This window comes from Mucilaginibacter sp. (assembly GCF_965200995.1).
GTDB lineage: Bacteria > Bacteroidota > Bacteroidia > Sphingobacteriales > Sphingobacteriaceae > Mucilaginibacter.
The window spans coordinates 280,505-294,516 of sequence record NZ_OZ241743.1 but is presented as its reverse complement, the minus strand read 5'-3'; the positions used below and the strand labels follow the sequence as shown (position 1 = coordinate 294,516).

The following is a 14,012-nucleotide window of genomic DNA, read 5'->3' as shown; positions in this document are numbered from 1 at the left end:
GCCGGTAATTGCTTAAGGCAGCCGGTATCAGCATTATATTACCGCTATTGAAACTTCATCAAGCCCATATCCGCAATATTGTATTTGCGGTGCTATTCTCACTTACAGCCGTATACAGTTGCCGCCAACAGGCACAAGCCCCTGTTACACCCCAAGAGCACCTGGCCGAAGGTAAGCGTTTGGCGCAGCAGTACTGTTCCAATTGCCACCGTTACCCTGAGCCGGGCCTGGCTAACAAAAAAAGCTGGGAGCAGGGCATATTGCCGGCAATGGCCAAAAACCTGGGCATCCAAAATTATATGGGGCAGTATTATGCCGATACCCATTCCAGCCTGGGTACTGCCCAATGGATGGAAATTGTAAACTGGTATCAATCGCAATCGCCAGACAGCCTGGTTATACCCAAGCGCAAATTTGAGCCTTTGCAGGACTGGGCCGGTTTTTCGGTAAGGCAGCCTCAGGGTTATAACCTGCAAGCACCAGCCATGACTACCATGATTACGGTTAACCCGGCCGATCAGCAATTATATACGGCGGATGCCGGCAATGCCTTGTATAGATGGAGCAGCCAACTAAGGCCGCAGTTAATCAACCATTTTGCTTCGCCTGTAACAGACATGAAATTTACCGGAAACAATGAAGCTGTGCTTACCTGTATTGGCTCCATGATGCCGGTTGATGTACTGAACGGACAGGTATTACAGGCGGCTCTTAGCCCTGATAGCAAGCCTGCAATACTAACCGATAGCCTGCCCCGCCCCGTACAAACAGTTACTGCTGATTTCAATAAGGATGGCTTGCCGGATTATATAACCTGCGGTTTCGGGCACGACAATGGCGGGTTATATTTGGTGCAGCAGCAACCTGGTCATCATTTTAAGAAAACCATCATATGGCCTAAGCCCGGCGCAACCCAAAGTGTAACCGGAGATTTTAACCACGATGGCTGGCCCGATGTAATGACGCTTTTTGCACAGGCTGATGAAAGTGTGGTGCTGTTTTTAAATAACCATAAAGGCGGCTTTGATACCAGGTATTTACTGCGCTTTCCGCCTATATACGGTTCCAGCAGTTTTCAGCTGGTGGATATGAACCGGGATGGCAGGCTCGACATAATATATACTGCGGGTGATAACAGCGATTATTCTCCTGTACTAAAGCCTTATCATGGCATTTATATATTTATCAACCAGGGTGGCTGGAAATTTAAGCAACAATATTTTTATCGTATTGATGGCAGCACTAAAGCCATAGCGGCAGATTATGACGGCGATGGCGATGTGGATATTGCTACCATTGCGTTCTTTACCGACTTTAAATATCATCCGGCCGAAGGGTTTACTTATTTTGAGCAAACCCGGCCAGGGCGTTTTTTACCGCACCAGTTACCGGTAAATAAATATGGCCGGTGGATTACTATGGAGGCCGGTGATCTTAACCGCGACGGGCTGCCTGAGATTATTTTGGGTAACTTTTCAATCGGTCAGCGCGGATTGCTGAACCAGAAGGGATTTACACCCCAATGGGATCAGCATGAACCCATAATTGTATTGCAGCGAAAGTAGGAGTGAGCTGATACCAGGCACACCTGTAGCGATAACACCATTAAGTTGCCGTTTCTATCAATGGCAACTTAATGGTGTATGTGTTTTTTTCCTTTATCGCTTATTCTCTTCTGCCGGTAAGCAGAAAAAAGCCTTCCTCATTGCCCTGTACACCGGCATAGTCGGCAGGCGTTTTGCCAAAACGGTCGCGGATGTTACGGTCTGCGCCGTATTCCAGCAATGTTTTAATTAACTCATTATGGCCGAATGTGGCCGCAAAGGATAGTGCTGTGGCATTATTTCCGTTTAATGCATTTGGGTCGGCCTTGTGCTCCAATAAGATGCGTCCTACCTCTGTATAGCCTTTAAAGCAAACGCCCATTAACGCGGTGTTGCCCATGCCATCCTGCAAATCTGTTTGCGCGTTGTGTTGTAATAAAATCTTAACCGCCTCCGAATGATTATGATAGGCTGCAATAATTAACGGCGTTGAACCTCGGGCATCCGTAACATCGGGGCTGGTATGCTTTAATATAGCTGTTAAACCTTCTGTATTATTAAGGCGTGCGTAATCAAAAATTTCAGTTGATGTATTAGTTTCCATAATGATAAAGATACCCCATCGGTTACCAAAAGGTTTGAGGTATAGTTATTAATGATAGCACATAGCCGGTTACCTGGTGAGCATGCATAAACGAAGCACAGCTTAGCGGAAGTTATATTCCTGGTTGATTATTTGTACATTAACAGCCCGTTTTGCAACGGGCTGTTTTGTGTTAATAAAGGTACGTTTACCAATACCAACCAAATGCCAATATGCTAAAGTATACCTTTGTTTTCTATCGAAAATGATTCATCAACTCAATACCAAGCCACATTATCCTGTTCTGGATGGCCTTCGTGGCGTTGCAGCCATCATTGTGGTTACGTTTCACCTTACCGAACCACTGGCAACCGGTCATTTAGATATCCTGGTGAATCATGGTTACCTGGCGGTCGACTTCTTTTTCCTGCTTTCCGGGTTCGTGATCGGCTATGCCTATGACGACCGCTGGCATAAAATGACTGTTGGCAACTTTTTCAAACGCCGCATTGAACGCCTGCAGCCTATGGTAATTTTGGGAATGACCCTGGGGGCCATTGGTTTTTACTTTACCGATTCTACCCTTTGGCCGCTTATTCATACCATACCGCTCTGGAAGATGCTGCTGGTTTTGCTTATCGGTTATACCATACTGCCGGTGCCGCTATCGCTGGATATACGCGGATGGCAGGAAATGCATCCGCTTAACAGTGTAGGCTGGTCATTATTTTTTGAATATGTAGCCAATATACTCTACGCGGTTTGGATCAGAAAGTTCTCAAAAACAGCGTTAGCCCTGCTGGTTGGCCTTGCTGCCATAGCCCTTGCGCACCTGGCCATCTCCAACGGGGACGTGAGCGGCGGCTGGACGCTTAACGTGGAGCAGGTACGCATCGGCATCACCCGGACGATGTACCCTTTCTTTGCCGGCTTACTGCTGGCACGTGTAGCTAAACCCACCCGCATCAAACATGCCTTTTTATGGTGCAGCCTGTTGCTGGCTGCGGTATTATATATGCCACGCATAGGCGGGGCTGCGCATCTGTGGATGAACGGCCTGTACGAGGCATTTTGTATCATTATTATCTTCCCGCTCATAGTATACCTGGGGGCAAGCGGCGGGGTGCCTGTGCGTTTCGAGAACAAGGTCTGCAAATTCCTGGGGGATATTTCTTACCCGCTGTATCTGGTGCATTACCCGATTGTCTACTTTTACGTGGCCTGGGTCAGTAATCACAAGGGAACCACAATTGTGCAAGCCTGGCCGAATGCCTTACTCGTTTTAACCGGCGCTGTGGTGTTGGCTTATGTAAGCTTAAAATGGTATGATGAGCCGGTGCGTAAATGGTTAAGAAAAAAGTGGGGATGATGCCGGGAGTAAAGATTCAATCCTGACATTTCCCTTAGCTGCACTTTTCGGCCAGTGGTTGATATGATCACCGTGCCGCTGTTTTAGCAGCAATGTATTAACGCCGGGCAAATATTTATCAAGTGCAGATTACAGCATACAGTGCGGTAATAACGCGATAAGTGTTTGAAAGGCTTTTTGACTGCATTTACATCATCTTAAACCGATCTCTGCGCCCTGCGGGCAGAGGTGATGTACCTCCGATATCCACTCCGAAAAGTGTAAACCCAAAGTTTACACTTTTCAAAAAAAATAGCACTTAAAGTGTTGAAAATTAATGTTTTGTAAAAAGGCAGGGTTTACACTTTTTAGAGCTTTTAGTTGTGAACTTTCATGCAGTTTGAGTGCTGCTGAACACCTACGTTAATAACAACAGCCACAGGCAAAAAGTAGGTATCGCTTTCACAGCCTGCGCTGCTTTACATGGATGATGCTCCGGGTTGTTTTAAATAACGACTGCTGCCAACAGCTGTTTATAGCTCATTTTTGTAGCTTTAGCACTTCTGATCTTTAAATCTTCATCTATGCAAAGTTTGCGCAAAACTGTAATTCAATTTTATAAACCGGTTATGCTATGGAATGTGCTGTTCTCCATTGGCGCTATTTATTTTTTGATTGTTAACGGCCCCGACTATACTTTGGGCAGTTTTTTTATCAAGGCGTTAGGTTACGCCGCTACAGTTGGTTACCAGCGTTACTACTCTCCTCAGTCTTATCTGCAATACCGCAATTCCGGCTATACAATCAGAAAATTGTACAGCTACACCTTTGCTTTGGACTTTGCGATTTTTGGTTCACTGTTTATTGTTATCATCACCGTACTAACAACAATTGCAGTTTTATAATACCGGGTCAGGCACAAACGCTGTCCCCGTTATTATTATGCTTTGTTTTGCCTTCCCGCAAGTCTTGATAATGGTAGCAGGCTAACCGGTTAGCCTGTTTTTACGGAATGATACAATTACACCTGTTTTTTCATTCCTGCTGGTCATCTCCCGCTTCAGGGGGCAGGGGGGCATAAAACTGCTCATTAAAGTTTACCAAAAACAGTTCCTGCGTGGCGCGGGTGCAGGCGGTGTAAAACCAGCGTAAAAAGTCGGTGTTCACCATTTCGTCGGTTACGTAGCCCTGGTCTACAAATACGGCGGGCCACTGGCCGCCCTGCGCTTTATGGCAGGTGATGGCGTAGGCAAATTTAATTTGCAGTGCATTATAATAGGGGTTCAGCTTCAGTTCCTTCAGCCGGTCGCGCCGGCTGGGGATGTGCTCATAATCCTTCATCACTTCCAGGTAAAACCGCTTCTGCTCGGTAGGGGGCAGGGCGGGCGAGTCGGCATAAAGTGAATCCAGCAATACCTTGCATTCCAGCACCGGGTCTTCGCTGTAATCAATAAACTCCAGCTGCACATCGGCAAACCTGAAGCCGTACAGTTCTTCGGTGCGGCGCACTTTTTTAATACGGGCAATATCGCCGTTGGCAATGAAGCCGGTACTATCCTCCTCGCGGTCCTGCAGCCAGAAGTAGTTGTTGCGTACCACCATAATCTGGTCGCCCCCGGTTAGTTCCTCCTCCCTGAACAATATGCGGTTGCGTATCTGCTGGTTATACAGGTTGGCGTTTTTGTTAGACCGGCAAATCACCAGGGCACTCTCGTGGCCGTACTTGCGGTAGGCATAGTTCAGCCCTTCCTCCAGCCGTTCGCCGCTCATACGGAACACATCCTTATAGCCCTTGGTTACAATCTTGGGCAAATGCGGTTCTTCTGCACGTATAATATTACGTATCTGGGTTACATTATACAAAATGCCCGAATCGCGCTGCTGGCGCAACACATCGGTAAGTTCGTAGGAATAGATGTCCAGCCCGAACTGTTCTTTCAGCACCTCCACATCCAGCGCCGGGCTGTACTCCGAGCCTACAGGCGGCAGCTGTGCCGTATCGCCCACCATCATCAGCTTGCAGTTTTTAAAATTGTAAACGTAGTCGATAAGGTCTTTCAGCAGGGTTTCGTTGTTGTTACCGCTCAGCTCATCGGTAATCATCGAAGCTTCATCCACAATAAACAGCGTATTTTCGGCATTATTGGCGGCCAGCATAAAAGACTCATCAATATTTAACGCCGACTTTTTGCGATAGATGCGCTTGTGTATGGTGAACGCCTTACGGCCCGAGTAATTAGTAATTACCTTGGCTGCCCGGCCGGTAGGCGCCAGCAATACCGATTTGAGGTTGTAGGAGCGCAGCGCCTTTACCAAAGCGCTCAGTATGGTGGTTTTACCGGTACCGGCATAGCCCTTTAGTACAAAGCACTCGTACCCGTTGTTGGTGTAAAAGAACTGGTGCAGCTTTTCAAACAAGTCGGCTTGCTGAGGGGTGGGCTGGTGCTTAAAAGATTTACTAATGGTTTCGGTAGCGGGCATGCTGCAAAGTTGAAAAATAGGAATATATTTAAAGTAATTTTAAAACCCTATTTTTGTTCATCAACATGAGCAATACTTTATACAATTACTTTAGCACAGATAAGTTTGACAGCAGCAATGCCACGCTGCTGCTGCTGGTTGCACCTGATCACTTTTCGGCTGCGGTAATCAGTAACCGTAAAGTAATGGCCTGGATGGATAATTGCCCTTTGGATGAATTGCTGAACGATGAGGAAGTGGGTGCCTTACTGAGTGCCCGCTACGCACAGGTAGTAACCGGTTTACAAACCGCTAAATTTACCCTGTGGCCCAAAGCCGTTACGGTGCCCAACCAAACGCCCGTTATTGCCCGTTTGCTGGATATTGAAGCTGCAGACAAGGTGTTTTCCGGCAGCTTTGACGAGCACAACGAGGTGGTATTTGCTGTACCGCAGGCACAGTTAGCTGGTTTACAAAAATATAATCTGGAATTACAAGCCGTGTTTGCTGCAAAATGCTGGGTAAATGCCGTAAAGAATAATGTGCAGCCCTCAGCTCAAAACTTATACCTTAATGTAAACCGGCAGCAGCTGGATGTATTGTACCTGAACGAGGGCAGTGTACGCTTCTACAACCATTTTACCTTTCGTAACAGCGATGAGATGGTATACTATGCACTGCTTGCCGCACAGCAGCTGGAACTTAACTTAACCAATACCTATGTTAAAATAAGCGGTAATGTACAGCCTGCCGATCACTGCATCAGCCGCCTGGCCGAGTTTTTTAAGGGCGCCGAAGTAACTACCCTGCAACTGGTTGATCTGCCCGAAGAAATACCCTCACACCAGATACTGGCGCTTAGCGCCCTTACCCTATGCGCATCATTGGCGGAAGCTTAAAGGGCTTGCGGCTTAATCCGCCCCGGAACTTACCGGTGCGCCCCACTACCGATCTGGCAAAGGAGGCCTTATTTAATATCCTGCAAAATCAGGCCGAACTGGAGGGTATCAGGGTACTGGACCTGTTTTGCGGTACCGGCAACCTGGCGCTGGAGTTTGCTTCACGCGGAGCGGCAGCGGTTACCGCGGTTGACCGCAGTATGCAGTGTGTAAATTATGTAAAGGATACCGCGCGACAGCATGGGTTAACGCAGATAACTACGTTTAAGGCGGATGTATTCAAGTACCTGCAAATGGAAACCGATACCTACGATTTGATTTTCGCCGACCCGCCCTACGATTTAAGCCGTATTCCTGACTTGCCCAAAGTGATATTTGAGAAAGGCTTACTGAAGCCTGAGGGGGTATTGATTGTAGAACACCAGTCTATGCAGAACCTGAGCAATCACCCGGCATTTGTGGAGCAGCGGAAATACGGGCATTCTTCATTTTCTTTTTTCCGCCACCCGGCCTGCTGAAAGGGGAGGTAATATACAGGGTAAAAGTTATAATCAACTTATGTTTCCCTTTAGGGCTAAGGGGCTTGTACTTATAGCATGTATTTACTATCTTTGCCCGGCAAGTAATCAAACACAAAATTATTTGCCATGCAGCCCGACTCCTCTAAATTTGTTGCCGAAGGTTTAACCTACGATGATGTCCTCCTCATCCCGGCCTACTCAGAAGTTTTACCGCGCGAAGTGGATACCCGCTCGTTTCTTACTAAAAAAATTCAGCTGAATGTACCTGTAATTTCGGCCGCTATGGATACCGTGACCGAAGCGCAGCTGGCTATTGCCATTGCACAGGCCGGCGGTTTGGGTATGCTGCATAAAAATATGAGCATACAGGCGCAGGCCGACGAGGTGCGCAAGGTAAAACGCTCAGAAAGCGGTATGATACAGGATCCGGTAACCTTGCATGAGGGCGCTACCGTAGCCGATGCCGTAAAGATAATGCGTGAGTTTAAGATTGGCGGTATCCCGGTGATAGATGGCGATTTTATGCTGAAGGGCATCATCACCAACCGCGATCTGCGCTTTCAGAAACAAATGGATAAGCCGGTACGTGAAGTGATGACCAGTGCCAACCTGATTACAGCGCCCGCAGGAACAACGTTATTTCAGGCAGAAGAGATCCTGCAAAATCACAAGATAGAAAAGCTGCCGATTGTAGACGATAATCAAAAGCTGGTGGGGCTGATTACGTTTAAGGATATTCAGAAGTTTAAAAACTATCCTGCCGCCTGCAAGGATGAGCATGGCCGTTTACGTGTTGGAGCTGCAGTAGGCGTAGCGGCCGACAACCTGGAGCGCGTTAAAGCACTTGTTGCAGCCGGGGTGGACGTAATTACCGTTGATACGGCTCATGGCCATTCGAAAGGTGTTATTGATATGGTAAAGGCGGTTAAGCAATTGTATCCCGAACTGCAGGTAATAGCAGGTAACATTGCTACCGGTGAGGCGGCCAGAGCTTTAGCTGCTGCCGGGGCTGATGCCGTGAAGGTAGGTATTGGCCCGGGCTCTATATGCACAACCCGTATTGTGGCCGGCGTAGGGGTGCCGCAGCTGTATGCAGTTTATGAATGTGCCAAAGCTTTAGAGGGCACCGGGATTCCGGTTATTGCAGATGGCGGTATTAAGCAAACCGGTGATATTGTTAAAGCCATTGCAGCAGGTGCAAGCGCTATTATGGCCGGTTCGCTGTTTGCCGGGGTAGAAGAATCGCCGGGGGAAACCATTATATACGAAGGGCGTAAGTTTAAATCTTACCGTGGTATGGGCTCTGTTGATGCAATGGAGAAGGGATCTAAAGACCGCTATTTTCAGGACGAAACAGATGTGGTTACAAAATTAGTACCCGAAGGGATTGTTGGGCGTGTACCTTACAAGGGAACGCTGGCAGAAATCATTTATCAGTATATAGGCGGTTTACGCGCCGGAATGCATTATTGCGGAGCCGCAAACATTGCTGATTTACAGCAGGCAAAGTTTGTGCGTATCACCGCTGCAGGTATGCGCGAGTCGCACCCGCATGATATAACCATCACCAAGGAATCACCGAATTATACGAGGTGATTTTTAGTTGATAGGGGTCAGTATGAACTCTAAAATAGGAGTCATTTCGACCGCAGGGAGAAGTCTTCTTCAAGGTGACTGGTCCGCGGCAGAAGATTTCTCCCTGCGGTCGAAATGACTATTCCAGAAATGAAAACACACAAATCCGAACAGTAATCAACCTTATTGATCACCCAATCATGAACGCTATCTGTATCTTCTGCGGCGCCAATTTTAATGGCGACCCAATGCTGAAACAAGCCATAGCGCAACTGGCCGAACTAATGGTGAGCCGTAATATTACCTTAGTGTTTGGCGGCGGCAAAGTAGGGGTAATGGGACTTATTGCCGACGAGGTGCTACAACGCGGCGGTAAAGCTATAGGCGTAATTCCGCAGTTTTTGGTGGATAAGGAAGTAGGCCATACCGGGCTTACCGAAATGCACATTGTTGAAACCATGCACCAGCGCAAGCAGCTGATGAGCGACCTGAGTGATGCCATTATCATGCTGCCGGGCGGTTTTGGCACCCTCGAAGAATTTTTTGAAGTATTAACCTGGCTGCAGTTGGGCCTGCATCAAAAGCCAATTGGTATTTTAAATGTAAACGGTTTTTATGATTTACTGCTGAAGCAAATGGATGTAATGGTAGAGCAGCAGTTTCTGAAGCCTGCCAATCGTAAACTGGTGCTTTCAGCAGCAGATGCAATAGAGCTGGTAAATTTAATGGATAATTTTAAACCGGTAACTGATGAAGTTTGGTTCAGGGACAGAAACCTGATTTAACCACCCGAGCATTTTTCATCAACCATTAAGTGCGGCGCCAATTACCAGCATAATCTGATTAGTAAATAATTATCTTTCTGTATTGTACGCTTAACAGGACGTTTTTAGTCTATTTTAAGCTTTTTTATACATTTATTGTCCGTTAAAGGAGATAGATGATAATCTTATGACCTATTTTAACTATTGGTTATGTATCTTTGAAATACAATCACAACATAATAACTGAGTTTTAACTTAAGCCCGCTGACCTTTTTTAGTTCATATAATTAAACTTGAATATCTCAACGGAATGAAGAAGAAAAGTATTTGGTGGATCGGAAGCCTATTGATTATTATGATCATTTCCTTTGTAAGCCGCGAAACTGTTGTTGCCAAAAGAAATAAGAAGATGCAGCATGCCTTTAAGGTAGCTTCTTCCCAGAAAGATTTGTTTAATACCTATATCGACAGCGTTTACCAAACAGCTCAGTTAGCTGAAGCAGGTTTGGATGTTGCCGTATTTCAAAAGGCGGTTACCGGTTATTATAATCTTAAACTGGCCGGAAAACTTCCGGAAAACAGCACTATAGTAACTATAGTTGACTTTGCTAAAGCCAGTCATGAAAAACGGATGTGGATTGTTGACCTGATGAAGCAAAGGTTGCTGCTGAACACCTGGGTAGCACATGGCCAAGGCAGCGGCGATGATATGGCCAGCCAGTTCTCTAACATCAACAACTCTCACCAGAGCAGTTTGGGCTTTTATGTAACTGATGATATTTACTTTGGCAAACATGGCCGCTCGCTGCACCTGAACGGTTTGGATGAAGGCTTTAACAGCAACGCCCGCGCCCGTGATATTGTAGTGCACGCGGCTGATTATGTTTGCGAAAAAACCATTGCACAGTTAGGCCGTATCGGTCGCAGCCATGGGTGCCCTGCTGTATCACCCGAAGTAGCAAATCAGGTAATTGACATGATCAAAGGCCAATCGATGCTGTTTATTAACGGTAATGATCAGTCTTATACCTCTAAATATTTAGATACCGATGCGGCTGCCAATTATGTATTGTCAGCCTTTGCTACAAGTTCTAAAGTAGCTGCCAATATTTAATATAGCATATACATACAAACAGCAAAGCCCGGCATTACTGATGCCGGGCTTTGCTGTTTGTATGTATTACTTATATTGAATGCTGTGCAGGAAGGCTCATACGTTTTTGCAGGTGGCCAAAAAGTACCATATCCAGGCCATACACATCTTTTCTGAATTGCAGGGTGTTATTATCGCCTACCCAGCAGGTAACATAAGTAATGTACACCGGCACTTTTTTAGGTAAAGTTAAATCTTCAGGTGTTGGGTCATCCTTTCCCATATCCTGTTCAATGGTTTGATACTTACTGCTGCCATCGCCGAACAGGGCACGTGCCAAATCAAGTGCTTTTTCTACACGCACGCAACCATGGCTTACCGCACGCATAGATTGGTTAAAGGCAGCTTTGGCAGGCGTATCGTGCAGGTATACGCTGCTGTTATTGGGGAAGAGGAATTTGATCTTACCTAAAGCATTGTGGTCGCCGGGGCGTTGTTTAAAAGAATAATCACTTCCGGCTGTGCTCCAGTCAATGGTTTCAGCATCTTCTACCTTTTTGCCATTCTTGTAAACATCAATATTTTCATTGTCCAGATAGTAAGGATCAGCCGCCGCATGTTTGCTGATTTCATTGCTGGCAATACTTTCGGGAATATTCCATACCGGGTTTACCTGTGCAACATTAATCATGCTGTTCAACTGCGGTGTTTCACGGGTGAACGGGCGGTCCTTATTTCCGCTTTCATCGTATTCGGCCAGTGTAACTCGGTTATCGGTATTGCGGCCTTCGCCTACACATACCTTCATGTTCATTATCGATTTTCCTTGCTCCATTACATCCAAACGGTAATCCGGAATGTTCACGATCACATATTTACCGGCATTAGGCTTATTTTTCCAGCGCAGGCGTTCCAGGTTTACCAATATCGTGCGCTGGGTTTGCTCTTTGGTCATGCCGGTAGCCATCACACTACTGGTCAGGGCTTTTTGCAGCGCAATGTATTGGGGGTTCTTGGGCTGAATACTATCTAAGAATGTTCTGAAATTTTTGGTTGCCAATACCGCATTCATCGAAATGCTATCGGGGCGTTTGGTTTCCGTATAATAGCGGGCATAAATTTTACGCGGACTGATTACGCCAAATTCAAGCGCATTAGTGTAATCCAACAGTGCATTGGCGGTTAACAGTTCCAAATGTGCCATTGCTTCGTAAGCCTCATCGGTAGTTTTGATGGTTTTTTTGCCATTGATTTTATTTACCAGGGCCATAATCTCATCGCCTTTGTATAACTGCGGGTTCAAACCATGTTCGCCTGCACGCTGGCAATAGTCTGCCAGGGCACGCAGGTCATTATTTTTCAGGTGCTCCATTACAAACACCGGGTCGTTTTCATTAGCCTCATAAAAGGCGGTAATCTGGTTAGGGTTGCTAAGGCGGCTTTTTTCTTCACCCAGCACTTTTAAAAATACCTGCTCATAGCCTTCAGGTGTTATGTTTCTATAAACCTTGTTCTGGGTAGATTTATAAAGCGCCTCGCCCATATCTGAGCGGCTCTTCTTACGACAACTTTGCAAAACCAGCAGCGCGGCAGCAAAGGCAAGGAGGCTGATGGTAAACAGCATCCGGTTCCGGGAAAGTATACTTGAAATCATAGTGTTTGTTAGTGTGTTACAGGGTATACAATCGCTATACCATCATCTGCATTTTTTGCTTACAGGCACACACCAAAGCTAATAATACGGTGTTATAGCTACACAGGCATTAAAGTAAAATGCACAAACTAATAATTTCGTTCTGCATTTAATACAGTGCTGTATGCCGGAAAGCTCTAAAACAGATTCAATGGATATTGCAAAAAAACCCTTGCCCGAGGTATGGCTGCGCGGCCCGTTGCCAGAAGTGCCTGCATTATTACAGCCGGTAGCCCATGCCCTGCTGCAAGCCCGCGAGGAGATTAACACCCTGATGGATGATTTTCCTGAACACCTGTTATGGTTAAAGCCAGCCGGTCTGGCTTCGGCCGGCTTTCATTTACAGCATTTAACCAGTGTGCTCAACCGGCTGTTTACTTATGCCGCGGGCCGGCAACTTAACGATGAACAGTTAATATATTTAAATAAAGAAGGGCATTCCGAGGCAACTGAAGCCATTTCTCAGGATTTAACGGAGGCTTTCAATCAAGAAGTAGATGCTGCAATAACACAGCTTAGTGTTGCTGATGTAAATCAACTTACCGAAATGCGAGGCGTAGGCAGGGCGCAGGTGCCTTCCACCGTGATTGGCTTATACACCCATGCTGCAGAGCACACTATGCGGCATACCGGCCAGTTACTGGTTACTGTAAAACTGCTTAAAGCAGTAGGTTTAAATCCGGATATCAGTAAATTATTGGAATAAACCAGCTAATTCCCTTAGGGTAGCATTTTGATAAGTGGCTGTTCCGGCGGGGCAGCTGCCATCTGCATTACGCAGGTAAGTATCCATTCCCAAATCCCGGCCGGCTTTAATTTCTGATTCGGCATCATCACCTATAACCAACACTTCTTCAGGTTTAAGCTGATAACTTTCCAATATCTGCTTAAATATGTCTATTTTCTTTTCTTCGGTGGTTTCAGGGTCAACAATAAATACTTCATCGAAATCTTTATCCAGATCCAACCGGGCTACTTTGCTTTTCTGCATTTCCATAAAGCCCATAGTTACCAGAAATTTTTTTGTTTTTAGCTGCTGCATCACCTGGTAATCATCGTAATGCTGCATTTCGAAGTCAACCGTAAGCTTATTCAGTAGTTCAGTCCCCTGCTGTTTTAATTTTTCTGGCAAATCATGCTGATCAGCTACCTGCTGAAAGGGCTTCTTCATAATTTTTTTTTTGATCTCCTGTATGTCATCCTCTCCAATCTCGTCCTTATGGTCTTCCATTAGCTGCACCAGCGGGGCGAAAAGGCGGTCGCCGATAGAGGTTACAGGATATATGGTATTGTCGAGGTCAGCAATGAGGGCTTTGTACATTTGATGCAAAAATATTGAGCAATACTAACACACGTATGTCTTAACGGTTTGCGCTATTGGAGTACTACACCGTCTGCTAAAGGGGTAAAAAGCGTAATAAAATACCTAAAAGCGCCATAAACGGCCATAAAAAGACTAAAAAGGTAAATACAGTTATGCAAACCGGCAGGAACCGGCCCGCAAATCACACCAAGCATTCCTATTAACCTAG

13 protein-coding genes are annotated in these 14,012 nt (G+C 46.1%); 9 read left to right on the top strand and 4 right to left on the bottom strand.

All coding sequences use genetic code 11. From position 1 onward, the window contains the following. Positions 1-47 precede the first annotated feature (47 nt). Positions 48-1,565, top strand: a complete 1,518-nt coding sequence (locus tag ACY652_RS01485; protein WP_462266151.1) for an FG-GAP-like repeat-containing protein — start codon at positions 48-50, stop codon at positions 1,563-1,565. Between the two features lie 100 nt (positions 1,566-1,665). On the opposite strand, the gene ACY652_RS01480 is transcribed toward ACY652_RS01485, so the two are convergent. Next, a complete protein-coding gene (locus ACY652_RS01480; RefSeq protein WP_462266150.1) occupies positions 1,666-2,148 on the bottom strand; it encodes an ankyrin repeat domain-containing protein in 483 nt (160 codons plus the stop codon). Positions 2,149-2,392: 244 nt separating this feature from the next. On the opposite strand from ACY652_RS01480, the gene ACY652_RS01475 reads away from it, so the two are divergent. Continuing rightward, positions 2,393-3,496, top strand: a complete 1,104-nt coding sequence (locus ACY652_RS01475) for an acyltransferase family protein (protein ID WP_462266149.1) — start codon at positions 2,393-2,395, stop codon at positions 3,494-3,496. Between the two features lie 563 nt (positions 3,497-4,059). Next, on the top strand, positions 4,060-4,380 hold the full coding sequence (locus ACY652_RS01470; RefSeq protein ID WP_462266148.1) for a hypothetical protein: 321 nt from the start codon (positions 4,060-4,062) through the stop codon (positions 4,378-4,380). 130 nt (positions 4,381-4,510) lie between these two features. Here the strand turns inward: ACY652_RS01470 and ACY652_RS01465 are convergent, their stop codons facing one another. Next, on the bottom strand, positions 4,511-5,956 hold the full coding sequence (locus ACY652_RS01465; RefSeq protein ID WP_462266147.1) for an ATP-dependent DNA helicase: 1,446 nt from the start codon (positions 5,954-5,956) through the stop codon (positions 4,511-4,513). A gap of 65 nt (positions 5,957-6,021) precedes the next feature. Here ACY652_RS01465 and ACY652_RS01460 point away from each other — a divergent pair, with 65 nt between their 5' ends. The 5 genes from ACY652_RS01460 (at position 6,022) to ACY652_RS01440 (ending at position 10,808) form a co-directional block, all read left to right on the top strand. Continuing rightward, on the top strand, positions 6,022-6,834 hold the full coding sequence (locus tag ACY652_RS01460) for a DUF3822 family protein (protein ID WP_462266146.1): 813 nt from the start codon (positions 6,022-6,024) through the stop codon (positions 6,832-6,834). Next, on the top strand, positions 6,810-7,352 hold the full coding sequence (gene rsmD / locus ACY652_RS01455; RefSeq protein WP_462266145.1) for a 16S rRNA (guanine(966)-N(2))-methyltransferase RsmD: 543 nt from the start codon (positions 6,810-6,812) through the stop codon (positions 7,350-7,352). The genes ACY652_RS01460 and rsmD overlap by 25 nt, the downstream gene beginning before the upstream one ends. A gap of 129 nt (positions 7,353-7,481) precedes the next feature. Then, complete coding sequence (gene guaB, locus ACY652_RS01450) at positions 7,482-8,951, top strand: IMP dehydrogenase (RefSeq protein WP_462266144.1); 1,470 nt, start codon at positions 7,482-7,484, stop codon at positions 8,949-8,951. A 179-nt stretch (positions 8,952-9,130) separates the two neighbouring features. Further along, the gene (locus ACY652_RS01445) at positions 9,131-9,715 is read left to right on the top strand and encodes an LOG family protein (RefSeq protein WP_462266143.1); all 585 of its coding nucleotides are present in this window, start codon (positions 9,131-9,133) and stop codon (positions 9,713-9,715) included. Between the two features lie 289 nt (positions 9,716-10,004). Then, a complete protein-coding gene (locus ACY652_RS01440) occupies positions 10,005-10,808 on the top strand; it encodes a murein L,D-transpeptidase catalytic domain family protein (protein ID WP_462266142.1) in 804 nt (267 codons plus the stop codon). A 70-nt stretch (positions 10,809-10,878) separates the two neighbouring features. On the opposite strand, the gene ACY652_RS01435 is transcribed toward ACY652_RS01440, so the two are convergent. Then, positions 10,879-12,441, bottom strand: coding sequence for a L,D-transpeptidase scaffold domain-containing protein (locus ACY652_RS01435; protein WP_462266141.1), 1,563 nt, complete (start codon positions 12,439-12,441; stop codon positions 10,879-10,881). Positions 12,442-12,631: 190 nt separating this feature from the next. On the opposite strand from ACY652_RS01435, the gene ACY652_RS01430 reads away from it, so the two are divergent. Continuing rightward, positions 12,632-13,186: a DinB family protein gene (locus ACY652_RS01430; protein ID WP_462266140.1), complete on the top strand. Its 555-nt coding sequence runs from the start codon at positions 12,632-12,634 to the stop codon at positions 13,184-13,186. On the opposite strand, the gene ACY652_RS01425 is transcribed toward ACY652_RS01430, so the two are convergent. Next, positions 13,175-13,801 carry an HAD family hydrolase gene (locus ACY652_RS01425; protein WP_462266139.1) on the bottom strand — a complete coding sequence of 209 codons (627 nt, stop codon included), beginning with the start codon at positions 13,799-13,801 and terminating at the stop codon, positions 13,175-13,177. The two genes, ACY652_RS01430 and ACY652_RS01425, sit on opposite strands and share 12 nt — an antisense overlap. Positions 13,802-14,012: the final 211 nt, after the last annotated feature.